General features: G+C 40.7%; 17 protein-coding genes. 8 read left to right on the plus strand and 9 right to left on the minus strand.

Annotated elements, in window-relative coordinates; translation table 11 throughout:
- Positions 1-3 precede the first annotated feature (3 nt).
- The gene (locus NMK93_RS15840) at positions 4-2,400 is read right to left on the minus strand and encodes a S9 family peptidase (protein WP_254529538.1); all 2,397 of its coding nucleotides are present in this window, start codon (positions 2,398-2,400) and stop codon (positions 4-6) included.
- 470 nt (positions 2,401-2,870) lie between these two features.
- On the opposite strand from NMK93_RS15840, the gene NMK93_RS15845 reads away from it, so the two are divergent.
- From NMK93_RS15845 to nrdF, 4 genes are all read left to right on the plus strand, one after another.
- Positions 2,871-3,104, plus strand: coding sequence for a glutaredoxin domain-containing protein (locus tag NMK93_RS15845; protein ID WP_254529540.1), 234 nt, complete (start codon positions 2,871-2,873; stop codon positions 3,102-3,104).
- Positions 3,105-3,125: 21 nt separating this feature from the next.
- Positions 3,126-3,533 (plus strand): class Ib ribonucleoside-diphosphate reductase assembly flavoprotein NrdI, encoded by a 408-nt coding sequence (nrdI, locus tag NMK93_RS15850; RefSeq protein ID WP_185213389.1) that lies wholly within the window; start codon positions 3,126-3,128, stop codon positions 3,531-3,533.
- Complete coding sequence (nrdE, locus tag NMK93_RS15855) at positions 3,493-5,598, plus strand: class 1b ribonucleoside-diphosphate reductase subunit alpha (protein ID WP_185213388.1); 2,106 nt, start codon at positions 3,493-3,495, stop codon at positions 5,596-5,598. The genes nrdI and nrdE overlap by 41 nt, the downstream gene beginning before the upstream one ends.
- A 102-nt stretch (positions 5,599-5,700) precedes the next feature.
- Positions 5,701-6,687: a class 1b ribonucleoside-diphosphate reductase subunit beta gene (gene nrdF / locus NMK93_RS15860; protein WP_185213387.1), complete on the plus strand. Its 987-nt coding sequence runs from the start codon at positions 5,701-5,703 to the stop codon at positions 6,685-6,687.
- A 253-nt stretch (positions 6,688-6,940) separates the two neighbouring features.
- Here the strand turns inward: nrdF and NMK93_RS15865 are convergent, their stop codons facing one another.
- From NMK93_RS15865 to NMK93_RS15890, 6 genes are all read right to left on the minus strand, one after another.
- Positions 6,941-8,575, minus strand: coding sequence for a RagB/SusD family nutrient uptake outer membrane protein (locus tag NMK93_RS15865; RefSeq protein ID WP_185213386.1), 1,635 nt, complete (start codon positions 8,573-8,575; stop codon positions 6,941-6,943).
- Between the two features lie 11 nt (positions 8,576-8,586).
- Entirely contained in the window at positions 8,587-11,610 is a 3,024-nt protein-coding gene (locus NMK93_RS15870; RefSeq protein ID WP_254529542.1) for a TonB-dependent receptor, read from the minus strand.
- A 262-nt stretch (positions 11,611-11,872) separates the two neighbouring features.
- Entirely contained in the window at positions 11,873-13,051 is a 1,179-nt protein-coding gene (locus tag NMK93_RS15875; protein ID WP_254529544.1) for a glycoside hydrolase family 76 protein, read from the minus strand.
- Between the two features lie 137 nt (positions 13,052-13,188).
- Positions 13,189-14,904 (minus strand): GMC oxidoreductase, encoded by a 1,716-nt coding sequence (locus NMK93_RS15880; protein ID WP_185213383.1) that lies wholly within the window; start codon positions 14,902-14,904, stop codon positions 13,189-13,191.
- A 3-nt stretch (positions 14,905-14,907) separates the two neighbouring features.
- On the minus strand, positions 14,908-15,387 hold the full coding sequence (locus tag NMK93_RS15885) for a gluconate 2-dehydrogenase subunit 3 family protein (protein ID WP_254529546.1): 480 nt from the start codon (positions 15,385-15,387) through the stop codon (positions 14,908-14,910).
- 51 nt (positions 15,388-15,438) lie between these two features.
- Positions 15,439-16,098, minus strand: a complete 660-nt coding sequence (locus tag NMK93_RS15890) for an HAD family phosphatase (RefSeq protein ID WP_254529548.1) — start codon at positions 16,096-16,098, stop codon at positions 15,439-15,441.
- A gap of 363 nt (positions 16,099-16,461) precedes the next feature.
- Here NMK93_RS15890 and NMK93_RS15895 point away from each other — a divergent pair, with 363 nt between their 5' ends.
- Genes NMK93_RS15895 through NMK93_RS15910 form a run of 4 tightly spaced genes read left to right on the plus strand, consistent with a single transcriptional unit; the run spans position 16,462 to position 20,771 of the window.
- The gene (locus NMK93_RS15895) at positions 16,462-17,073 is read left to right on the plus strand and encodes a fumarylacetoacetate hydrolase family protein (protein WP_254529550.1); all 612 of its coding nucleotides are present in this window, start codon (positions 16,462-16,464) and stop codon (positions 17,071-17,073) included.
- A 1-nt stretch (position 17,074) separates the two neighbouring features.
- Positions 17,075-18,796: a M23 family metallopeptidase gene (locus NMK93_RS15900; protein ID WP_254529552.1), complete on the plus strand. Its 1,722-nt coding sequence runs from the start codon at positions 17,075-17,077 to the stop codon at positions 18,794-18,796.
- An 11-nt stretch (positions 18,797-18,807) separates the two neighbouring features.
- Positions 18,808-19,272, plus strand: a complete 465-nt coding sequence (bcp, locus tag NMK93_RS15905) for a thioredoxin-dependent thiol peroxidase (RefSeq protein WP_254529554.1) — start codon at positions 18,808-18,810, stop codon at positions 19,270-19,272.
- Between the two features lie 29 nt (positions 19,273-19,301).
- Positions 19,302-20,771, plus strand: a complete 1,470-nt coding sequence (locus NMK93_RS15910) for a glycine--tRNA ligase (RefSeq protein WP_185213377.1) — start codon at positions 19,302-19,304, stop codon at positions 20,769-20,771.
- An 84-nt stretch (positions 20,772-20,855) separates the two neighbouring features.
- Here the strand turns inward: NMK93_RS15910 and NMK93_RS15915 are convergent, their stop codons facing one another.
- Both NMK93_RS15915 and NMK93_RS15920 read right to left on the minus strand, forming a co-directional pair.
- The gene (locus NMK93_RS15915; RefSeq protein ID WP_254529556.1) at positions 20,856-21,257 is read right to left on the minus strand and encodes a hypothetical protein; all 402 of its coding nucleotides are present in this window, start codon (positions 21,255-21,257) and stop codon (positions 20,856-20,858) included.
- A 787-nt stretch (positions 21,258-22,044) separates the two neighbouring features.
- Positions 22,045-23,529, minus strand: coding sequence for a hypothetical protein (locus tag NMK93_RS15920; protein WP_254529558.1), 1,485 nt, complete (start codon positions 23,527-23,529; stop codon positions 22,045-22,047).
- Positions 23,530-23,655: the final 126 nt, after the last annotated feature.

The following is a 23,655-nucleotide window of genomic DNA, read 5'->3' on the forward strand; positions in this document are numbered from 1 at the left end:
TGTCTACTGTTTATTCTTCACATACTTCTCCAAGAACTGGTCTTGTTCCCAAAGAAGATGGAAGATGTTTTCCTTCGCCGCATAGCCATGAGACTCTCTTGGCAACAATACCATTCTTACTGGAGCACCCAAGTTTTTCAATGCTTGGAAATAACGCTCAGTCTGCAAAGTAAAAGTACCAGGATTATTATCTGCAGCACCATGAACCAACAACATCGGCGTCTTCATCTTGTCCGCGCTAAAGAAAGGCGACATGGTGATATATAGGTTTGGATCATCCCAAAGGTTCCTTTGCTCGCTCTGGAAACCAAAAGGAGTCAAGGTACGGTTGTATGCACCGGAACGCGCAATACCTGCTGCAAACAGCTTAGAATTGCTCAACAAGTGTGCAGTCATGAAGGCACCATACGAGTGACCTCCAACAGCTACCTTATTTCTGTCCACATAGCCCAACTTGTCCACCGCATCGATTGCTGCTTCGGCATTGCCAACCAATTGCTCGATGAAATTATCATTAGGTTCTTGCGTACCTTCACCCACGATCGGGAAAGCCGCATTATCCAATACTGCATATCCTTTAGCTACCCAATAAATAAAGGATCCATAACTAGGAAAAGTGAATTCCTTAGGATTATTGGTGCTCTGGCCTGCAGTACTCTTATCCTTATATTCACGAGGGTAAGCCCAGATCAATAAAGGCAACTTCTCTTTCTTGTCATAGCCTGCTGGCAGGTACAAAGTACCTGAAAGGTCGACTCCATCCTTACGTTTGTAGTTCAACACTTCCTTGTGGACATTCGCCAAGGACTGGAATGGATTGGCTATCTCAGTTACGGCCTTTTCCTTGCCGGTCTTGATATTTTTGGAATAGTAATTAGGGAAATCAGTAGGTGATTGCAGAGAAACCAAAATATCTCCTTTGGCCATATCGATTACCGAATAGATACGCTCCTGCATCTTCGACTCCTTCGCCGTGTAGATACGTTTCTTCTTCTGCGTCTTGAAGTCATATTCATCGATAAATGGATATTCCCCTTCTTTGGTATAACCATTACCTATCCAATAAGACTTGCCGTTTTTGATATACATGCTATAGGCACCGAAATCATTCTTATCACGATATGGTGTCCCTGGATTTGAATAGATATCCTGAACATTCAGGTCATAGATCACCTGATTTTTACCGGTACTTGGATTCAGTAAGTAGGTTTTTCCATTTCTGGTATCATACCATTGGCTATATACCAAGGCATAGTCATCGTTGCCCCATAGAGTTCCTGCATAGCGGTCTTTGATCTTGATCAGGGATTTTGGTTCAGCATTGAAAGGCGCATCCCAAACAAAGAGCTCATCTCTAAATTCTGCTGGCTTATTGGCATCTCCCCCGTCCAATGCCTGTACAAAGGCAAGTGTCGCAGGTTTATCCGTTCTCCATGACAAAGAACGTTTGCCAGGTCGTGTGGAAGAGAATCCTTTCGGCATGATTTCCATCAATGGCGTCTCGTTCACCTTCTTTACCAAGTTCCCTTTTAGGTCATACACATTCGTTTCCATTGGAAAGCTTCCATAAGAAACAACATAGGAGAAAGGCTTTTTCAGGGTAGTGACCAAAACATATTGACCATCAGGAGATACTGATGAATTCATGTGCAGGTCAGCATTTTTAAAAGGCTCTTCCTTTCCATCCAAACCTAACCAAACCAATTTGGACTTCACCAGGTTCTCGAATTGTTGCTCATCTTGCGGGTTTTTCAATAGATCCTGATAGGTACGCAATTGCGAAACCTGTCCTGTCGAACTCGATACCACCGGCCCCGTTGGCAACTCATCTGGATTCCTAACCTTATCGGTTGCGGATCCATCAATCAAACTTAACAGCAAGCGATCTGAAGTCTTGTACCACATATAAGGGTCGTGCATGACAGCATTGAGGTTATACTCCGTTAGTTTTTTCAGTTCTCTCTTTTCGATGTCAAAAACAAAGAGAGCCACTCCATTTTCCTGGCTGTTGGTAAAGGCCAACTTCTTCGAATCTGGCGAAAAGCTCACGTTCGATACCTTTGCCATCTCTGGCAATTGGATTTCGATCACCTCTTTGGATCCAGCTGGACTTAGGCTAAGGGCGTCAAAATAGGTCTCGGTACTCGAGATGTGCGCCTTTGCATTGATCCGTAGACCTGCAAGCTTCGTTTCCTCCACGCCCAGTTCAGAAAGCGTTTTGTAGGTTGGGCGGTACATAGACAGTACCCAATTCTTGTCGCTGCTCATCTGGATGCTCGGCGGACGCTTGAAATCTGCTAACTGAAGGATTTCTGTGGATGGTTTTTGAAAGGTTACATTCTCTTGAGCAGACACACTCGAAAACAACAAGAGAAATGGTACTAAAAATTTACATTTCATAATTATGGTTTCATAAACATTTAATAAATTCATTAATAGTCACCCTTGGTTCGGGTCGTACTTCCTAACAATTGTTAATAAAGTAGCACATTAGATTTACACAAATCTAACAATATATTATTTTATAATTTACTTTTAAAAATATATAACGATTTTGGTTAATATTAACAAAAATTGCAAGGTAATTTGACAATAAAAAGAGGAACGATTTCCGCCCTAAAATTATCCCCCATAAGTTATCAACATAGTTATAAAGCTGTAAAACAAGCCTTTAACAATAAGTGAATGTTACCAAGCATGTTTTAACCTGATTTTGGAAATCAATGTGGAAAAGTATCGTTACCGCTCCGAGGAAAAATAAGAGATATTTGTTCTACTTAAGAAAATGACCTTCTTAAGTCACAACGTTTTTTTTATTTATCAAAGGACCAAGGCTTATTCAGCTAAAATTCTTTTAAACTTAATATATCATGGCAAGAATCATTAAATTCGAAAAAAATGACTGTGCACCATGCGCACAAGTATCGGCATACCTAGACAGTAAAGGTATTGCCTATGAAACCATTAATCCTTTCGACGAACCTGAATTAGCCGTTAAGTTTAAAGTTCGTACCGTACCGACTGTGATCGTACTGGAGAACGATGAAATCAAAAACCGAATCATTGGATTCAATCCAAATGAACTCGATCAAATCGCATTGTAATAATCATAAACCGGAGGAATTATGATTTATTTATACTATGATTCTCGAACAGGTAATGTGGAACGCTTTATCAATAAAGTGGTTCAGATTACCGGCTGGACAGCCATCCGCATCCAAGATGACTTGGAAGGTAAGGAAGCTGGACATCTGATCACTTATACCACCAACTTTGGTAAAGTGCCAGACAAAACCGATGCATTCATGAAAGAAAAAAGTCATCTCATCAGTTCCGTTACTTCAAGTGGTAACCGCAACTGGGGAAGAAACTTTGCCGTGGCTGCAGACAAAATCTCTGAAATATTCGACATCCCTACGGCGATGAAATTCGAACTTTCAGGCACAATGGAAGATATTAATCAATTTATTGACATCATAAAAAATCAGTACTATGATAGCAAACGAGGTAGCGAAAAACTGGATATTGCTTAACAACGAAATCATGATCAAACATGATGACGAGTTCAGCTTGCATAAAGACAAGGAGGCTGTACGCGCCTATTTCCTGGAATATGTGAACAAGAACACCGTGTTCTTCTATACATTGAAGGAAAAAATCGACTATTTGGTCGAAAACGATTATTACATCGATTTCTACCAATGGTTTACGTTTGAGCAAATGGAAGAGGTGTACAACTATGTATTCGCCAAAAAATTCCGTTTCCAATCCTTTATGGCTGCATTCAAGTTCTTCCAAAGTTACGCCCTGCGCGATGACTCTGGCGAGAAGTTCTTGGAACGCTATGAAGACCGCGTCGTTGCTGTAGCCCTATTCTTGGCTAGAGAAGAAGGCGTACAGAAAGCTATCGAGTATGCCGAAATCATGATCAGTCAAGAATATCAGCCCGCTACCCCGACTTTCTTGAACGCTGGTAAAAAACGCTCCGGCGAACTGGTGTCATGTTTCTTGGACGAAATCGGCGATAACCTGAATGGTATCGGCTATGCTGTCGATTCGGCAATGAAACTATCATCTATCGGTGGTGGAGTTTCTTTCAACATCTCCAAGATCCGTGCCCGTGGCGAAGCCATCAAAGGTGTGGAAGGACGTGCTGGTGGAGTATTACCGATCATGAAAATCATGGAAGATACCTTCTCCTATGCTAACCAACTTGGTCAACGCCCAGGTGCAGGTGCTGTATACTTAAACATCTTCCACTCGGATATCGAAGAATTCTTGGATTGTAAAAAAATCAACGTAGACGAGAAAGTTCGTATCAAGTCTCTTTCCATCGGTATTATCGTTCCTGATAAATTCATGGAATTAGCAGAAAAGGATGAGCCTTGCTACCTGATCTACCCGCACACAGTAATGCAAGAGTACGGTCAGTACCTTGATGAAATTGACATGGATGCGATGTACGATGAGTTGATAACCAACCCTAACGTTAAAAAGAAAAAAATCAATGCCCGTCACCTATTGGTGAAAATCGCTCAGACACAAAAAGAGTCGGGATACCCATACATCTTCTTCAAAGAGAACACTAACCGTGCACACGCATTGAATGGAATCGGTAAAGTAAAATTCTCTAACCTGTGTACCGAGATCATGCAAGTATCAGAAGTATCTGATATCAACATTTACGGTAAAGAAGACACTATCCGTTACGGTATTTCCTGTAACCTAGGCTCCTTGAACATTGCAACGGTCATGGACAACAAACGCATCAAAGAAACTGTTAAAACCGCTATGCGTGCCTTAACCGTGGTTTCTGATGTCACCAATATCGAAATGGTTCCTTCCATCGCTAAAGCAAACCGCGAGCTTCACTCTGTTGGTTTAGGAGCAATGAACCTACATGGCTACCTAGCGAAAAGCTTTATCATGTACGAATCTACCGAAGCATTGGATTTCGCCAACATCTTCTTCATGGCCATGAACTACTATTCTATCGAGGCTTCCATGGAGATTGCAAAAGAACGCCAACAGACTTTCGTAGGATTCGAAAAATCAGCTTACGCTGATGGTACTTATTTCGATAAATACCTTTCGCATGAATACACGCCGAAAACGGAAAAAGTAAAAGAATTGTTCGAAGGCATCCACATCCCAACATTGGAAGATTGGGCGAACCTAAAAGCTCAAGTGGCTGAACATGGTGTTTACCATGCGTACCGCTTAGCGATCGCTCCTAACCAGTCTACTTCATACATCATGAATGCAACTGCTTCTGTCATGCCGATCGTGGACATCATCGAAGTAAGAGAGTACGGTGATAGTACGACTTATTACCCAATGCCTTACTTGACCAATGACAACTACTTCTATTTCAAATCAGCTTACGATATGGACCAGATGAAAGTGTTGAAGTTGATCTCGGTTATCCAACGTCATATTGACCAAGGGGTATCCACCATCCTTCACACCAATTCAAAAGACTCCACTCGTGATCTAGCGAAATACTACATTTACGCCCATAAGTTAGGACTGAAATCATTGTACTACACCCGTACGCGTAAATCTACCATCGAGGAATGTATCTCTTGTTCAGCATAAGACATTCTCGTTAGAACCCAAGACATAAATCACGGAGAAGCTGAACTGGAAATTGAAAATTATCCAGTTCAGCTTCTTCAACTAAAAGATATAAGAAAAGCAATGAGCAAACAATTTACAGCGGTAAACTGGAATACACCGGACAACGATTACGCCTTGATGTTCTGGGAACAGAATATCAGACAATTCTGGATCGATACAGAATACATCCCTTCCAAGGATATAGACAGCTGGAAAGGCCTAAGCTGGGATATGAAAGAATGTTATAAGAAAGCCCTAGGCGGTCTTACATTATTGGATACCCTACAAAGCCATACCGGTATGCCAAAGATCATTGACCACATTGACTCATTGCAGAACAAAGCTGTTCTTTCTTATATGTGTATGATGGAAGCGATCCACGCCAAATCATATTCAACCATCTTTACAACGGTTTCCACAACCAATGAAATCAATGACGTTTTCGGATGGGTTTCCCAAAACAAATTCTTACAGTACAAAGCTTCAACGATCGACAAGTACTACCGTGCCATCGATAAAGAAAATGTATCTGACGAAGAACTGTTCATGGCTCTAGGTGCTTCGGTTTTATTGGAATCTTTCCTTTTCTACTCTGGTTTCTTCTTGCCTTTATGGTTATGTGGTCAGGGACAGATGGTAGCCTCTGCTGATATCATCAAAAAGATCATCGCTGATGAATCTATCCACGGTGTATTCGTTGGCCTTATCGGTCAAGAGGTATTTGCAAGACTGCAGAACAAAGCTGAAGTTAAACAACGCTTCCTAGACCTCTTAAACGAGCTGTACGAGAACGAAATCAAATACACAGAAGAATTGTACACCGTAGTAGGATTGACTGCTGAGGTAAAGGAATACGTACGTTACAACGGAAACAAAGCACTGATGAACTTAGGTTTCGAACCTATCTTCGAGGTAAAACAAGTAAACCCAATCGTATTGAACGGTCTGAACACAGAAACCACCCAACACGATTTCTTCTCCAAAAAATCTACTAACTACGAAAAAGCAACGGAAATCGTCCACCTAAAAAATGAAGATTTCCTATTAGATGCTACAGTAGAGATTTAATATTCTTTGTTATAAAAAAAACTCCCCTCAAGTAAAATTGAGGGGAGTTTTTTTATAGACATAAGACAACAGACATAAGACATTAGAACTTTCTAGCTTATCTCGTGGCTTATCCTGCCTCCCATGTTTTATGTCTTGTGTCTAGAAGTTTTTTTTATAGACATAAGACATTAGAACTTTCTAGCTTATCTCGCGTCCCCTGTCTTGTGTCTTGTGTCTTATGTCTTATGTCTTATGTCTAAACAATGGTCTCTTAGTAACCTGGGTTTTGTTTCAGGTTAGGGTTGATGGCCATATGTTGTTGTGGAATTGGGAACAATTCCTTGTTGACATCGTTGGTTGCTTTATGATCCCACCATGCTCCGCTTGTGTATTTTCCGAAACGGATAAGGTCGGTTCTGCGTTTACCTTCGAAGATAAACTCACGGCCACGTTCAGCTAAAAGCTCGTCTAAAGTCAAGGTAGCTGTAGAATACTGGTTGGCAGCCCAGTCTGCTGCTGCAAATGAGCGCTTCTTAGACTCATTGATCAAGTTTACAGCTTCTTGGTTGGCCGTTCCACCATTCTTGCGCATGATAGCTTCTGCCTTGTTAAAGTAAACCTCGCTCAGACGGTAGATCAAGTAATCATTCTCTTGGTAGTTATCATCCGATAAACGACCTGATTTATACTTGTTAAACCTTGCTCCTGAGTTTTCTTCTCCTTCCGCCATCGATCCTTGTGAAGTTTTATCTCCTTCACTCTCACGACGAATGGAATTAACGAATACTAAAGGTTGTCCAGAATACTCTTCTGTCCCTACCACTGGAGTTTGGGTACCGTATTTATATTGAGGACCGAACAAGAACCAATCTTTCTTTCTTAAGTCTTTGGCGTTGTAAGCGTCAAATGCAGTAGGAATAACCACGAATGCATTCCATCCTCCGTAACCTACGTTCAAGGCCTCTTTCATATAATCATATCCGAAATAGAATCCGCCCCAATCAAAAGCCCATCCACCTTTACGGCTGAACTGGAATTGGAATAGCGCCTCTGGATTTGCTGAGTTCGTATTGCTGAAGGCAGCATTGATGTCAGCAGAAAGCTTCGGTGTACCTCCGATTCCGCCGCCAGCACCTGAGATGACCTTATCCGATGCAGCGATCGCTTGATCCCACATGGCAGTGCCCGACCATTTCTGTGCATTCAGATATAGCTCCGAAAGCATGGCATAACCTGCTGCTCGGTTTACCTTACCAACAGATTCAGCAGTCAGATCTGGCAACTTCGGAACCTCGGCCTCCAATTCGGTCTTTATAAAATCAAAAACCTCTTTTCTGGTCTTGGTCTCCGGGTTCAATGGCTTGTCAGCTACTTCAACTGCAATCGGCACATTTCCCCACATATCCATGATGCGCATATAGTGGTAAGCTCTCAACACCTTTAGTTGTGCAACAGCGGTATTGATCTCTTCTTGGGTCATGTTGATGCTTGCAAAATCCAACTTCTCGATATCCCCAATGGCATTATTGATAAAACCTACACCGGTCCACATCAAATCCCACGCATTCTTCAGCCTATTTTCGTTCACTGTCCAGGTATGGTAGTGCATACGGAAGTGGTCTCCCCCATCATAACCATGGCGACCTTTTTGCGGCCAAGCCACTTGATCTGCTGCTAATTCCGAATGATAGTAAAATCCGGAACCTCCTGTAGGGGCCAACCATGCCTGCATGTGCGTGAATGGTCTTAATACGGCCTGCTCTACCTCCAATTTATTCTTATAGAAACTTTCCTGTTCTAATTTGCTATATAGATTCTCATCTAAATTGGTACAAGCGGAAAGTCCAGCTGTCGCCATTACCGCAACGGCTGCAAATCGTATCGTACGTTTATTTAATAATCTCATAATTTACTTCTTTAAAAACCAATATTTAATCCCAATGACCATGATTGTGTTCTAGGGTAGAATCCTCTAGAATCGATACCTCCATCAAATCCAGTATCTTGCAATTCCGGATCTATTCCAGAATAAGAAGTAATGGTTGCAAGATTCCTTGCGGTCATATACACATATAAATTCCTCAAATAGTCATTCTTAAGGTTGAAAGTATATCCAAGGGTAATATTGTCGATCTTAACAAATGAACCGTTTTCCAAATAGTAGTCTGAGTACTGCGGGTCATCCTTCAAGGCAGCATGTTTGCCAAATGCAGACTCCAATACGTTGTTCGGTAACCATTTTTGGTTTCCAAAATACATATCTGCAGTGTTCAAGATATCATATTTGAATTTACCTCTCAAGAATACGGTCAGGTCAAATCCTTTATAACTGAATCGGTTACCAAGGGAAGCCTGGAATTTTGGAATACCATTCCCGATATAGGTCAGGTCATCGTTGTTGATTTCGCCAGCATGTGCCGTAGAACCATCAGCTTTGTAGAATAACCATTTTCCAGCATCGTCAAATCCAGCGAATCTCTTACCGTAGAATGATCCGACCTCGCCACCTTCTTCCAGACGGATAGCATTACCCAAGTTTCCTGGCGAAGGCAAACCTCCGAACTCTAACCAGTTACTCTTAAAGATATCACTGGATAGTTTGGTCAACTTGTTCTTTTGGTAGTTACCGGCAAAATCAACTTGCCATGTAAAGTTATCATTGGCGATCGGCGTACCGGTCAATTGGATCTCGATACCTTTGTTCACCACTTCACCTACGTTGTACCAAATCGATGGCTGTACGTAAGCAGGCAACTGCGCATTGTATTCATACAATAAGTCAGTAGTCTTTCTGTGATAAACATCAATAGCACCCGTCAAACGGTTATTGAACATACCAAAGTCAACCCCGATATTGGTTTCTGCTTTTTGCTCCCATTTCAAGTCCGGATTCGGGTTTGTGGAAATACCGTAAGTTTGGTAATAGATCCCGTTCTGCGGATATACACCACCAGTACCTAAGGTAACTAACGATAGGTAGTTAGGGATACCTTGGTTACCCGTAACACCATAACCAGCACGTAGCTTCAAGTCATTAACCACTTCTTTGTTGGTAAAGAAGTCTTCGTTTGAAATATTCCAACCTGCTGAAACTGCTGGGAAATTACCCCATTTGTTGTTGGCACCAAATCTTGAAGATCCTTCACGACGTAAGATCGCAGTAACAAAGTACTTGTCTGCATAATTATAGTTTACACGTCCAAAGAATGCGATCAGGGTGTTGTCTTCTTTAAATGAATTCAACCCTGGTCTAGGTAATTTATCATTGGTAATGGCAGTACCGGAGTTAAAGTCCCAATCTAGGAATCCGTCGGTGGTAAAACCATTATTGTTCATGTCAAACCACTCCAAAGTTGAGTATTGATAACTATAACCTAATAATCCAGTAACGGTATGTTTCTCGTTGAAGGTTTTGTTATAGTCAATGGTACTTTCAAAGGTTTTTGTCCAGTTCAGTTCATTGCGTTTATACGCATATCCCATTCCTTGGTAGTTGGAGTCTTCCCTTTGGTCCCAATCTAATTTAGAACGGAATTCACGACCGTTCCAGTTGTCTCTTACATAAGAACCGAATGCCGAAACGCTCAATTCGTCCAAGATCTTGAACTTCAAACGGGCATCACCAGAAAATGTCTGTTGGTTACGCTCATTTAACCTATAGGCCAATCGGCTCATCGGGTTATAGTTATTGTATTCCTGGGTTTGGTAGAAAGTTCCATCGGCATTCACCAATGGCGCAGTCGGGTTACGTTGAATGGCTTGTTCAAAATCCCCTGTTTGTCCACCCAATAGATTGGCTTTATTAAAGTTGGCAGCAATATTAGCTGATAAGGTCAAACGATCCTTCAATCCTGTTTGGCTGAAGTTGATACGTCCACCAAATTGCTCTTTACCATTTTCCTTAGCCACACCTTTTGCCTGTTCATAGTTGAAAGAAGCACGGTATGTTGAGTTTTCCCCACCGCCGCTGGCAATGAAGTTATGGAAATGCGAAAAGTTATCCTTATTGATCAATTCATCATATAGATCAGTTGTAGCACCTAAATCATATTTTGGTCTATCCAATCCTACAACTACTTTATCCCTAAACTGAGCAGCATCCAACATGGTTGGTCTGCGGTTTACGATTTCAGTCTGTCCATACGTCAAGTATTCAAACTGAGGTGTTCCAGCCTTACCTTTTTTAGTTGTAACCAAAATTACACCACCGTTACCACGGGTACCATAGATTGCCGCTGCAGAACCATCCTTCAATACGTCGATGGACTCGATGTCCCCTTGTTTGATCAGGTCCAGGTTACCACCAGGGATACCATCGATAACCACCAATGGGCTATTGGATCCTTTTAGGGAAGCCATACCACGTAACTGAATATTGGTTCCTGAGTTCGGGTTACTTCCTTGCGTCCGAGTTACGTTCAGACCAGCTACTTTACCTTGGACCAATTCCATCGGGTTTCTCATTCCCCCTCTGTTAAAGTCCTTTTCCTTTACGGAAGCCACTGCGGAAGTAATCTCCTTACGTTTCTGAGTACCGTAACCAACTACGACTACCTCATCCAATGATTCTTCGTCTGGGCTCAGGTTTACATTGGCTGTTGCAGAGGTTACTGGAAATTCTTGGGATTTAAATCCAATGTAACTTACCTGGAGAACATCTCCGTTTTCTGCTGCGATGCTAAAATTACCGGCATCATCGGTTTGGGCCGCTGCTTCTTTTCCCTTCACGCGGACGGTCACTCCTGAAAGTGCTTCCCCCGTGCTTGCATTCTTCACCGTCCCCGTCACTGTCTGTTGAAATTCAACCTTCTCCATCCTTGTCGCTTCAGAATACGGTACCGATGCAGCATAACCATAACTGCAAGCCATCAGCGCAAAGCACAATATGCTCCCTCTGACAAAGCCTTTCCGATACATTTTTGAACTGTAAATGTTTGGCATGTTAATTAACGTTAATGAATAAATAATTTTTAAAGGTCTATAAAACTGATACTTAATCCTAAAACGATTTAGTTTAATTGGGACACAAGTTTGATTCTGAATGACCCAATAAAAGTAACGTGATAATTAGTTAAATATTATCCTTTGTTTTATTGATATTCGGGTAAATTAGAAAATTTATGTTAAAAACCTAAAATTAACAGCACAAAGTTTGGTAACACTTGTGTTATATTCTGCTAAAAAAGTGCAGGAATTTTAGTGCCTAAATGGAGGCAATTCGAGCGTACATTTCCACCATGGCCAGTTGGTCCAGCAACCATTTTTTGGCGCTCTTTTTTTCACCCGTCCAGTCCTTGTTGAACAAGCCGTGTTCATCCCTTAGATCCGTCCAGGCATAACGTAAATTATCCTTGAAACTGTTGATATACAGTGGATTTTTATCGGCATGGTACAACTCTACAAAACCCCTCAACATCACGGCGATAAACCAGGAATCGGAGTTCTTGAAAAGCTTGATTTTTTTGCCAGAATTCAATGCTTTATCTTGGAAGAAATATTCATGCGCAGAAGCAGCAATTTCCTGCGCTTCTTTCAGGTATTTTTGGTCCTTTGTAATTTTATAAAATAAGGCAGCCGATTGTAACATTTGTCCGGAATTATAGGGAAATTTTGTTTTGTTTACTTTACCCGTCAAGGAAATGTTGTCAAAATAGAGATGATCCACAGGATCCTCCAAATGCTCCTTGGTCCATTGGTACAATTTCTCCGCTTTCTCTAGATATGCTCTTTTGTTGGTCGCCTCATACAGCTTTAACAGATAGACCACAGCCGGAGCATTAGAACAGGTATTCTTGGATTCTTTTTTCTGTTCGCACCAATAGATCCCTCCCCCTAGTTTATCATCCATTCCACTTTCCACAAAACGCCAGATCTCCTCCGATTTAGCTAGGAATTTCTTGTCCTTCGTGTTCAGGTATAGATCGGCAAAGTCTATTCCCAACCAAACGTTATCATCATAGAATCGATCTGATAATGGGGCATTTTTCACATAAGAGGCATAGCCATATGGTTCTCTTTTATCATAATAATGTTCCAATCCCGGCAGGACCTTGGTTTTGATCTCTTTAAGGATCTTTGGGTCTTTATGAAGCTCATAACGGGCCACTTGAGCAGAAAGTGAGCCTGAAAATGGCCAAAGGTAGGAATAGGCATTTCCCTTTTTGCCTTCATCGGGTCCGGCCAGATAACTGGCTTTGTAGCTATCATCATATGGAAAATTCTCGCGAAGTAAATATTCCCCTTTAATACCATAATGCTTATAGATGGAGTCCAAGCTTATCGCTGCTTGCTCAGCAAAAGATGGTACTGCAGGGTTGGGCTGTGCAAGTACTTGCACAAGCTGCATAAAACAAATTACGGTTAGGATGAATGTCTTTTTCATGATCGCGTTCTTTTCTTCTTAAAGTTTATGTTGGGAAACCAGGTTTCCATAGGTTGATTGATGTCAGATAGCATCAGCGTGATTTACATTTCTTGGGGATCAATAGGATGGTATCCCCAAGAAATGTCGGAATTGTCTTAAATATTGCCTTTTTTCAGCTCATTGACGGCATGGTCCACTGCCCGAGCAGAGAAAGCCATATAGGTCAATGAAGGGTTTTGCGTAGAGGTGGATGTCATACTCGCCCCATCCGTAACGAAAACATTTGGACAGGCATGCACCTGATGCCAACTGTTCAAAACCGAGGTTTTGGGATCTTTACCCATGCGGGCTCCTCCCATTTCATGGATATCCAAACCCGGAGCTTGTGAACTTTCATTTCTATGGATATTCTTGAACCCAGCGGCTGTAAACATTTCTTCCATGGTATCCAGATAATCCTTCTTCATCTTCGCATCGTTATCATCATAATCCACGGATATCTTGAGCAATGGCATTCCCCATTCATCTTTCTGCTTATCATCCAGGGCTACATAATTGCTTTCCTTTGGAATGGTTTCACCCATCATATGCGAACCCACTCCCCAATTTCCATATTTTGGAGTTAAGATCGACCCTTTCAGGTCAGCCCCCAATCCCGACTCGTCCGACCAGGAAGAACGGTAAGCTCCAAATCCAGCCGCGTAGCCTCTCAAGAAATCGGTCTCCTGTTTATGTAAATTTCTGAAACGCGGAATATAACCTCCTCCAGCAGGATTTCTGCCATCGGTCTTAAATTCCAGCATCCCTTCGTATTCCGCCCCAATCCGTGCACTGTAATTATGGAAAGCCACATATTTCCCTAAGGTACCCGAATCATTGCCCAGGCCATTCTGGAATCTATTGGATTTAGAGTTCAACAGGATCAAGGTAGAATTTAGCGCCGCTGCATTCACGAAGATCACCTTAGCATAGAAATCTATCTCTTCCTTTGTCTCTTTATCGATTACCTTTACCCCTACCGCTTTCCCTTTACTTTCATCGTATAAGATAGAGTGCACGACCGAGTTCGGTCTCATGGTCAGGTTTCCTGTTTTCGCTGCCCAAGGCAGAGTGGACGCATTCGAACTGAAGTATCCTCCAAAAGGACAGCCACGTTGGCATAAGGTACGGTTCTGACATTGAACCCTACCCTGATCCAAGTGGATCTGATTAGGCTTAGATAAATGGGCACATCGCGCTGAAATCACTTTTCTTCCCGGATATTTGCTCTCTACCTGTTGTTTGAAATATTTTTCAACCACATTCAAGGGGTACCCTGGCAGAAACTCACCATCCGGTAGTTCCGGCAGACCGTCCTTATCACCGGCAATCCCCGCAAAACGTTCCACGTGGTCATACCAAGGTTTAATATCTTTATAACGGATAGGCCAATCTACGGCAAAGCCATCCCTTGCTGGACCTTCAAAATCAAAATCAGACCATCGCTGGGTCTGTCTGGCCCATAACAGGGATTTTCCCCCTACCTGATAGCCACGGATCCAGTCGAAAGGCTTTTCCTGAACATAAGGATGTTCCTTGTCTTTCACGAAAAAATGGGCTGCATCCTCATGGAAGGCATAACAACGATTTACAATTGGGTTTTCCTGCTGTACGGCATAAGGCATTTCCCCTCTATGCTCAAACTCCCATGGATATAGGTTGGTCGTCGGATAATCCTTCACATGCTGTACATCCCGACCACGCTCCAGGACCAAGGTCTTGAGACCTTTCTCACAAAGTTCCTTGGCAGACCAGCCACCGGAAATCCCAGAACCGATGACGATGGCATCGTAACTACGATCTTTTTCTGAATCAATATTTAAGTTTGCCATGGTCTATGCATCTATTTTTGCGGCTCCGTTATATCTACCCGGAACCAATTCGTAAACTAATTTATTTTTCATCACGTATTCCGAGTTCTTATATCCTTGGACCGTCCTTCTTTTCAAGATCTTGAAGAATACATCATCTTCAGGAAGCGCCTTGAGATAAGCCTGTTGCTCTTCCAAGGTCTTACCCTTCAGTTTTGAGGCTGCTTTCAAGCCATCGGTAAATTTATGCTGATCTTCTGGACTCGTGCAATCGTCCAGCATTTTCATCACGAAAAGATGTAGGTTTAGCTCTTTGGCACCAGGGCTATCGGTTTTGGGAATAATGGCTTCAACCAATTCAGCCAACATTTTCTCATCATCAAGATTGAGCTTCACTTTGTTTAACTGAATGGTAGGAGCTTTAGAACTAAAGTCGCAGGAAGTAGCAATCATGATACCACCTGCCACGATAAACATTTGTTTTAATGCGGTCCGTCTATCCATAAGATTCATAATCTAGAAACCTAAAATACGAATTATTGGATAGTTAGTTCTTTAATTTAGGGAAAGCAACGATTTTTTTACTTCTGCTAAATCGTTTAATAATTCGTCAGCATGTGTCAAACGAGATTTTTCAACCTCCTGTTTGGTCACAGCGATACAGTAAAGACCGGCAGTTTTAGCCGCTGTACAGCCCGTACTGGTATCTTCTACCACCACAATCTCCTCTTTTGGGATCGATAATTTATTGACTGCCAATAAATAAGGTTCAGGGCTGGGTTTTGGATTCTCCACTTGTTCCCTTGTCACAAAGAATTCAAAGTACTTCAGCAAATTATGTTCTCCAAGCACCGTATCTACGGTCGTCTGATAACTGGAAGTCACCAATCCTATGGTCTTTCCAGCATCCTTTACAGCATCTAATAATTCCTTGGCATGGGGCATCAGACGTATATTCTTCATATTAGCCTTCGCATACCGAGAACGCGTCGCAAACCACATATCTTCTTCATCAACATGCAGCTTATATTCCTCATTCAACATCTTTACGTTATGGCTCAAGGTGTGCCCAGCAAAATTGGAAATCCATTCATCAAAATCAATCTTCAAACCATAATCATTCTCCAAAATTGGAGCCCAGTTGCTGAAATAGAAATATTCAGAATCAATCAACGTCCCATCTAAATCAAAAAGTACTGCATTTATATTATTCATGCTGCAAATTTAACCATATTAATATTAAGCCCATGTTAAATAACGAAGTCTTAACATAGGTCTTCATCTTTATTTAACAAGGTTTCATGGATAAGGTTCTATGCTTTTCTAATGATGGGAACTAAGTATTAGTTTACCCATATTCGAGACATATTGCGAAAGTTCCGAATGTGTCTCGAATAAGGTCAAAAGTTCATAAGAAAACCTTGGCTTAATAGAATTTTAAATTTGCATTCATGCCATCCTTAGAACTGTAAATTCATTGTTGTTAATGAAGGCTTGATTTGCGATAGCTAGTGGCTTTTATTAAGTTTGCTTAGCCCGCTATAAAGATATGCGGAAGGTATAAAAACAAAATACTTTATGAAAATAATTGCAGTAGGCAGAAATTATATAGACCACGCCAAAGAATTAAACAATCCTGTCCCAGAAATGCCAGTTATCTTTCTAAAACCTGATACTGCAGTTTTGAAAGACAATAAGGACTTCTACTACCCAGAATTCAGCAAGGATGTGCACTATGAAGTGGAACTGGTGCTACGGGTATGTAATGAGGGCAAGCATGTTTCCAAAAAGTTCGCCCATAAATATTATGATGCGATTGGCTTGGGCATTGATTTTACGGCAAGGGATCTTCAATCAGAACTGAAGGCTAAGGGATTACCTTGGGAGTTGGCAAAAGCTTTTGACCACTCCGCCGTAGTCGGGGAATTGATTGCAAAAGAGCAGTTCAATGACCTACAGAACCTGAATTTTTCACTTCGGAAAAACGGAGAAATGGTTCAGGAAGGCAATAGCAAGGACATGATTTTTGATTTCGACAGCTTGATCACATTTGTTTCCCAATACATTACCTTAAGAAAAGGAGATTTGATCTACACGGGCACCCCAGCAGGGGTAGGACCGGTACAAATTGGGGATAAATTGGAAGGATTTTTGGAGGAGAAAAGCATGTTTACATGCCAAATAAAATAAGATGAAGAAAATAACGCTATCCTTATTCGTAGCACTCAGTCTGGCGGGAACTCTATCCGCTCAAAATAAAGATATTATCAAATCACGGAATTATCCACAGGGCTATTTCCGGAATCCATTGAATATAGCGCCAGATGCTTCTGGTACTTTTGGGGAACTCCGTTCGACCCACTTCCATGCGGGTGACGATTACCGGACCCAGCAAAGAATCGGACTTCCATTACATGCCGCAGCCGAAGGTTATGTTTCCCGTGTAAGGGTACAGATCGGTGGTGGTGGAAACTCGGTTTACATAGATCATCCCAATGGTTATACCTCGGTTTATTTGCACATGGACAGCTTTAATGATGTCCTGACCAAAATCATCCGTGCGGAGCAGTACAAGCAGCAACGGTTTGATGTGGATATGGAATTAAAACCCAGTCAGGTGAAGTTGAGCAAAGGGCAATTTATTGGAAATGCAGGGAATACGGGTGGTTCAGCAGGACCGCATCTCCATTTCGAAATCAGGGATACTAAGTCCCAGCATCCTTTGAACCCGCAGCTCTTTGGCCTGCATTTTACCGATAGGTTTGCCCCAACCATTAACGGCATTATGGTCTATGACCTTCTGGATCCACTGTTTAACGAAAATACTGGCCGGAGGTATCAACAATTAAAGGCGCTAGGGTCGGGACGCTATGCGCTGGCTTCTGGAGCACCGATTTCAGTAAACGGTAAATTTGGCCTTGGAATAAATACGATTGACAGGCATCGCGCTGGAGGTTTCCAAAACGGTGTGTATTCCATCGAACTGTTCCTTGATGGTAAAGCGATCTCCACCGTGCTGTTCGAGGAACTCGATTTCAATACTTCCAGTGCCATCCATTCTTACATAGACTTTCCGCATTTTAAGAAAACAAAGGCTAAGGTTCAGAAGAGTTTTAAAGACCCAGGCAATCCTATACAGATCTTCAAGTTCTTAGACAAGGATGGTACGATTGAATTGAAGGATGATGCGGTCCATGATGTGAAATATGTAGTCAAGGACGTTCATGGCAATTGTAGCGAACTGGATTTTAAAGTCAAGAACAATGCAAGCTATACCGCAAAGCGAAACCCTGCAAAAGGAGAACTGTTTGCCTACAGCAAAGACAACAAGTTTGAAGCAGACCAAGTGAAATTGGACATTCCAAAAGGAGCCCTTTATACTGATCTGGATTTTGTGTATTCCACGAGTGCTCCAAGGCCCAACAGTTATTCGGCAGTACATCATGTGCAGAACAACCTAACGCCCCTATTTTCCACTTACAAGTTAAGTGTGAAACCAACCAGCCTTCCAAAACACCTGGAGAGCAAAGCCTTATTGGCATCTGTAGAAGGAGGTTCAGTAGGTGGGAAATTTGAAAATGGCTGGGTAACAGTGAACACCAAGATATTTGGTTCATTTTATGTGACGGTAGATACGATTGCACCGACCATTGTTCCACGCAATTTCAGTAATGGCAAGAACGTCAGTGGACAATCAAAAATTGACTTCACGATTGCCGATAATTACTCGGGGATTCAATCTTTCAATGCATATATTGATGACAAATGGTTACTGATGGAGTATGATTCCAAGAACAGGCATGTTTGGCATCGATTTGACCCCGCATTGAGCAAGGGACAACATAAATTCAAATTCGTAGTGAAGGACTGGAAGGATAACGAGAAGGTCTACGAAGCTACATTTACTAGATAGAAAGGACAATTATGGCAGAGTTGAAAGTTGGAGACAAAGCTCCACAGTTTACATCAAAGAACCAGAATGGGGAGGAGATTAAGCTATCGGATTTCAAGGGAAAAAAGGTAATCTTATATTTCTATCCCAAAGATAATACACCAGGTTGTACCACGGAGGCCTGTAATTTCAGGGATAACTACCAGAGTTTATTGAAAGATGGTTTCGAGGTAATTGGCGTAAGTATCGATAGCGAGCAATCGCATCAGAAGTTCATTTCTAAATTCGAACTTCCATTTAATCTGGTCTCCGATGAGGACAAAAAGATCGTTGAAGATTATGGCGTTTGGGTAGAGAAGAACATGTACGGCAAGAAATACATGGGAACCGCAAGAACCACTTTTATCATTGACGAGAAAGGTATTATTCAGCAAATTATCAAAAAAGTTGACAATAAAAATGCGAGTCAACAAATAAGAGATTTATTGGCACAATAAATCAAACGAATACATTATATTTGCCCCTTATGAGCAAGCAAACAGACGATTTTTTCAAGAATATCATTTCGCATGCGAAGGAATATGGATTTGTTTTTCCTTCGAGTGAGATCTATGACGGTCTAAGTGCCGTATATGATTATGGTCAATTGGGTTCTGAACTAAAGAACAACCTAAAGACTTATTGGTGGAAATCCATGGTTCAATTGAATGAGAACATTGTGGGCATTGATGCTGCAATTTTCATGCATCCTACAACCTGGAAAGCATCCGGACACGTGGATGGGTTCAATGACCCGATGATTGACAATAAGGACTCGAAAAAGCGTTACCGTGCGGATCAATTGATCGAAGATAAGATCGACCGTTATGAAAAGGACGGAAAGAATGAAAAAGCCGCCCAACTTCAGAAAGATTTAGATGATGCGTTGAATGCGGACGACTTGGTTCGTTTGAAAACCATCATTGAAGAGCACAATATTGTTTGCCCTATCTCAGGAACAAAAAATTGGACGGATGTACGTCAGTTCAATTTAATGTTTGCCACGCAGATGGGTGCTATGGCTGATGGTGCGGAACAAGTTTATCTTCGCCCTGAAACAGCACAAGGTATTTTTGTGAACTTCCTGAATGTTCAAAAAACAGGTAGGATGAAAATCCCTTTTGGTATTGCCCAAATTGGTAAAGCATTCCGTAATGAGGTAATTGCCCGTCAATTCATCATGCGCATGCGTGAATTTGAACAGATGGAAATGCAATTCTTTGTACGCCCTGGAACAGATTCAGAATGGTATGCTAAGTGGAAAGAAAACCGTTTAAAATGGCATTTGGCATTGGGAGCTGATGAAACAAAATATCGCTACCATGACCACGTGAAATTAGCGCATTATGCTAAAGCAGCAGTAGATATTGAATACCAATTTCCTTTTGGATTTAAAGAGGTTGAAGGTATCCACTCCAGATCTGATTTCGACTTAAAACAACATCAAGAGTTTTCAGGTAAGAAGATGCAATATTTCGACCCTGAAATCAACCAAAGTTATATTCCATTCGTAATTGAGACTTCAATCGGTTTGGACCGCTTATTCCTGACAGTATTGGCCAATAGCCTGGTTCAGGAAGACCTTTCAACTGAAGACAAACAAGATTCACGTGTGGTATTGAAATTCCACCCAGCGATCGCTCCAGTTAAAGCAGCTATCCTTCCTTTGACCAAGAAAGATGGCTTGCCAGAAAAGGCGAGAGAGATTATGTCTAAGTTGAAATTGGACTATAACATCCAATACGACGAGAAAGATTCCATTGGAAAACGTTATCGCCGTCAGGATGCCATCGGTACACCTTTCTGTATTACGGTAGATCACCAGACCTTGGAAGACAATATGGTTACAATCCGTCATCGCGACAGCATGCAACAAGAGCGTGTGAACATTGATGAACTAGAAAACATCATTGGCAACCTTGTGAGCATGAGCAACCTTTTGAAAAAATTGATCTAAGCATCAAAAGAAATAATAAAATTAAACCTGCTTCGGGAATGAAGCAGGTTTTTTTTATATAGAGAGGTGGTTAGTTCAAACCATTCAAGAGGAGGTCACCCTTGTTTGATCAATAGTATAGTTTTTTCTTTCCAGATACTTCCAAACTGAACAGCCGTTTACCCGATGGAATACCCTATGAAATTCATAATCGCTTTTAAAACCCGATTCAAACAGTAATTTATTGATCACCGCCGAATCATGATCTGCATGCCCTAATTTATCCATGAAATAGGAAATGCGTTTAGAATTGAGATAATACTCAAAATTACCCCGCAAATAAACTTTAGTGATTTCCTTTAATTCACGATCAGACAATGGCAAAAATTTAGCGATGTCGCCTAGCTTAAATTCAGGATTCTTAAAGAGCTTTTCCTGGTCCATTAATTGGTCAATGGCTGTCACATAAAAGATCAGATCTACGTCCTTCTTAAATGAGTCTTCCAACCTTGGATTTTTTTGCAATCCATAAAACCGAAACATATAGGCGAAAAATAATTGCACCGTTTTAAAATACCGATAATAAAGGATAGAAAAGAGAACCAAAAAAGTATAGAGACCATCAGGGAACTTGAGGAACAAACCGTTTTCAAAAATAATCCCATTGAAAACAATGACTGTAAGCACAAGCAACTTTGACAGTATGAGAGAACAAGCTAATTGTCCATCAATGGAACACGAGAGCTTAGCCAAGTTTTTCCTAAAGGGCCAAAGTATATAGATATCATACACTAGCGTAACGGCGAACAAAATTGTCCTTGACCGTTGATTAAAAAAATCCAGGTAATCGTAGATCATCCCTTCTTTTATCTGATCTGAAAAGATATTGTAGAGGAAGAAGAAGACATAAAAAAGTAAAAAAGGGAAAAAGGCCAATAGCATGAGGTATCCCGAGGTCCTAATTTCCAAGACGATATTACGGAGATATAACGAAGATAGGGAAACCAAACATAGGCTACTTGTTGCGGTAAATAGCAAGTCAATATGAGGATCAATCATGGATACCAAATATTTAACTAATAGAACAACAATGGAAGAAAACATTAGGATTCGGATAATCTCCCCTCTTTCATCCCTAATAGTTTTTACCTTTAGATAGAGGATTATGATTAGTACCTGAATAATAGTTAGCGCTAGCAAATAAGCCATATAACAATAATAACACACTATTATTAACAAATTAAAAAGGTCTCGTTAAGTTTAATTTTTTAATCAGTACGATGATTTCGAAATTTTACTTAAAAACAACCACTTTGTTCGCATCCCAAGTTTCATCAATTATCACCTCAAAAAAGCCTGTAGAGAAACCTGATGGGTACAAGGGCCCTTTGAAAATCAACTTCACATTGTTTTTGATATTCGATTTCAGCCTAAATTTTCGGATGACTTTACTTTTGTCCCAGACCTCAATTTCATATTGAACGGGAAGCTCCTTATCAGATAGTCCTAAAAAATGACTAAATGAAATTTCTTTATTAAGGTTAAAATCTTGCTCAAATTCCAATGGTTTTGTAGGTTCCTCTAGAATTTTGGTATCTACTTTTAGATTAAAAGGTTTCCAAAAATAAGGAGCAGTAATTGGCCTGACGGTGACCTTTTTAATTTCCTTTAGGTCTCGAATATCAGTAAAGTTCAAGGTTACCAAACTGTAAAGGCGCTTAAGCTTGACCAGTTTCTCTACATTTTCCTTTAAGTCGAAGGAATCGATTGCGGCGAATGAACGGCCAAATTTATCTTCGAAGGTATGGCCAATAAAAATCTGGTCCTTATTTTTGATATCCGTAGGCATCAGTAATTTCTTTGGCGAATCATGGAACAAGATGAGGTTATAATAGCTTCCATAAGGAAGTTCCACTAATTGCTCCTTATTATTCTGGGAAAGGTCGAAACTTCCATTTTTCACAAGTTCACCTGTTTTCTTTTTAAAGATAAAATAGGGCAAGTCTGACAAATTGGGTTTACTGCGATCTTTTGCCCTACCATAAAATTTAATATTATCTATATAATGTGTATGGTTATTTGGCTCCTCAACATAGGGACTGTTGATTTTTGGGTCTTTCATCCAGATATTAACAATGGTTTTATCATTTCCTTTTAATTCTTTTGGAATCGGAATGTTATAGGTCTGCAATGGTTTAGAGGCATTGGAATTAGGAACAATTTGAAATATTGTATCTAACTTTCTAATTGCAAAATTCTTTGGATCATAAAAATCTACGTAGAAGTATTTTTGCTTTTCATCTGTTGATAACAAATCAAATTCAAGTCTATCGAGTTCATGAATTTTCGTCAGATCTATTTTGAAAGAAAACCTCGATAATCCTTTCACAGTATAGACAAAATTATCTTTATAAGCAGGCTTTGAAGGATCATTTACAAATTGAACGCTATTTTCTAGACCTGATATAACTTCTATTTTAAATACCTGATCATAATCATAGGTAGGTTCTAAAGATTTTTTATTCATATCGAAGTAACCCAGTACTTCAAATTGATCAGGATGAAGGTTTAATGTGGCATCATTTTGAACAGATTTGGTTGAGGGAGCGGAATGGTAGGATTGGATCTCAGACTGGAAATTTGAAAAATTGAAAGAAACTTGATGTAGGCCGTTATCAGGCTGTGGGGCTTCATGATCTTTCCTTTTACAGGAGAAACAAAGCAATGTTGGGATTAGGAAGGCCAAAAGGAAACGGAGGGATCGGCATAATAAACTCATAATAATTAAAATTTAAAGTAAACTAAAATATTTTATGTTTAAATTAAATGATAGAGTTTAACAAAAAAGAAAAAAGAGATAATTAAAATATTAATTATCTCTTTAATCATCTATAAGATAGAATGA

Origin of the sequence: Sphingobacterium sp. LZ7M1 (assembly GCF_024296865.1) — a bacterium.
Lineage (GTDB): Bacteria > Bacteroidota > Bacteroidia > Sphingobacteriales > Sphingobacteriaceae > Sphingobacterium.

What these genes read in the sequence shown, in the direction of transcription:
- NMK93_RS15880 (WP_185213383.1), bottom strand. Translation starts at nt 14,904, where the DNA reads ATGGCAAACTTAAATATTGATTCAGAAAAAGATCGTAGTTACGATGCC.
- nrdI (WP_185213389.1), top strand. Translation starts at nt 3,126, where the DNA reads ATGATTTATTTATACTATGATTCTCGAACAGGTAATGTGGAACGCTTT.
- NMK93_RS15890 (WP_254529548.1), bottom strand. Translation starts at nt 16,098, where the DNA reads ATGAATAATATAAATGCAGTACTTTTTGATTTAGATGGGACGTTGATT.
- NMK93_RS15865 (WP_185213386.1), bottom strand. Translation starts at nt 8,575, where the DNA reads ATGAGATTATTAAATAAACGTACGATACGATTTGCAGCCGTTGCGGTA.
- NMK93_RS15875 (WP_254529544.1), bottom strand. Translation starts at nt 13,051, where the DNA reads ATGAAAAAGACATTCATCCTAACCGTAATTTGTTTTATGCAGCTTGTG.
- nrdF (WP_185213387.1), top strand. Translation starts at nt 5,701, where the DNA reads ATGAGCAAACAATTTACAGCGGTAAACTGGAATACACCGGACAACGAT.
- nrdE (WP_185213388.1), top strand. Translation starts at nt 3,493, where the DNA reads ATGATAGCAAACGAGGTAGCGAAAAACTGGATATTGCTTAACAACGAA.
- NMK93_RS15910 (WP_185213377.1), top strand. Translation starts at nt 19,302, where the DNA reads ATGAGCAAGCAAACAGACGATTTTTTCAAGAATATCATTTCGCATGCG.
- NMK93_RS15900 (WP_254529552.1), top strand. Translation starts at nt 17,075, where the DNA reads ATGAAGAAAATAACGCTATCCTTATTCGTAGCACTCAGTCTGGCGGGA.
- NMK93_RS15845 (WP_254529540.1), top strand. Translation starts at nt 2,871, where the DNA reads ATGGCAAGAATCATTAAATTCGAAAAAAATGACTGTGCACCATGCGCA.
- bcp (WP_254529554.1), top strand. Translation starts at nt 18,808, where the DNA reads ATGGCAGAGTTGAAAGTTGGAGACAAAGCTCCACAGTTTACATCAAAG.
- NMK93_RS15920 (WP_254529558.1), bottom strand. Translation starts at nt 23,529, where the DNA reads ATGAGTTTATTATGCCGATCCCTCCGTTTCCTTTTGGCCTTCCTAATC.
- NMK93_RS15870 (WP_254529542.1), bottom strand. Translation starts at nt 11,610, where the DNA reads ATGCCAAACATTTACAGTTCAAAAATGTATCGGAAAGGCTTTGTCAGA.
- NMK93_RS15840 (WP_254529538.1), bottom strand. Translation starts at nt 2,400, where the DNA reads ATGAAATGTAAATTTTTAGTACCATTTCTCTTGTTGTTTTCGAGTGTG.
- NMK93_RS15885 (WP_254529546.1), bottom strand. Translation starts at nt 15,387, where the DNA reads ATGGATAGACGGACCGCATTAAAACAAATGTTTATCGTGGCAGGTGGT.
- NMK93_RS15895 (WP_254529550.1), top strand. Translation starts at nt 16,462, where the DNA reads ATGAAAATAATTGCAGTAGGCAGAAATTATATAGACCACGCCAAAGAA.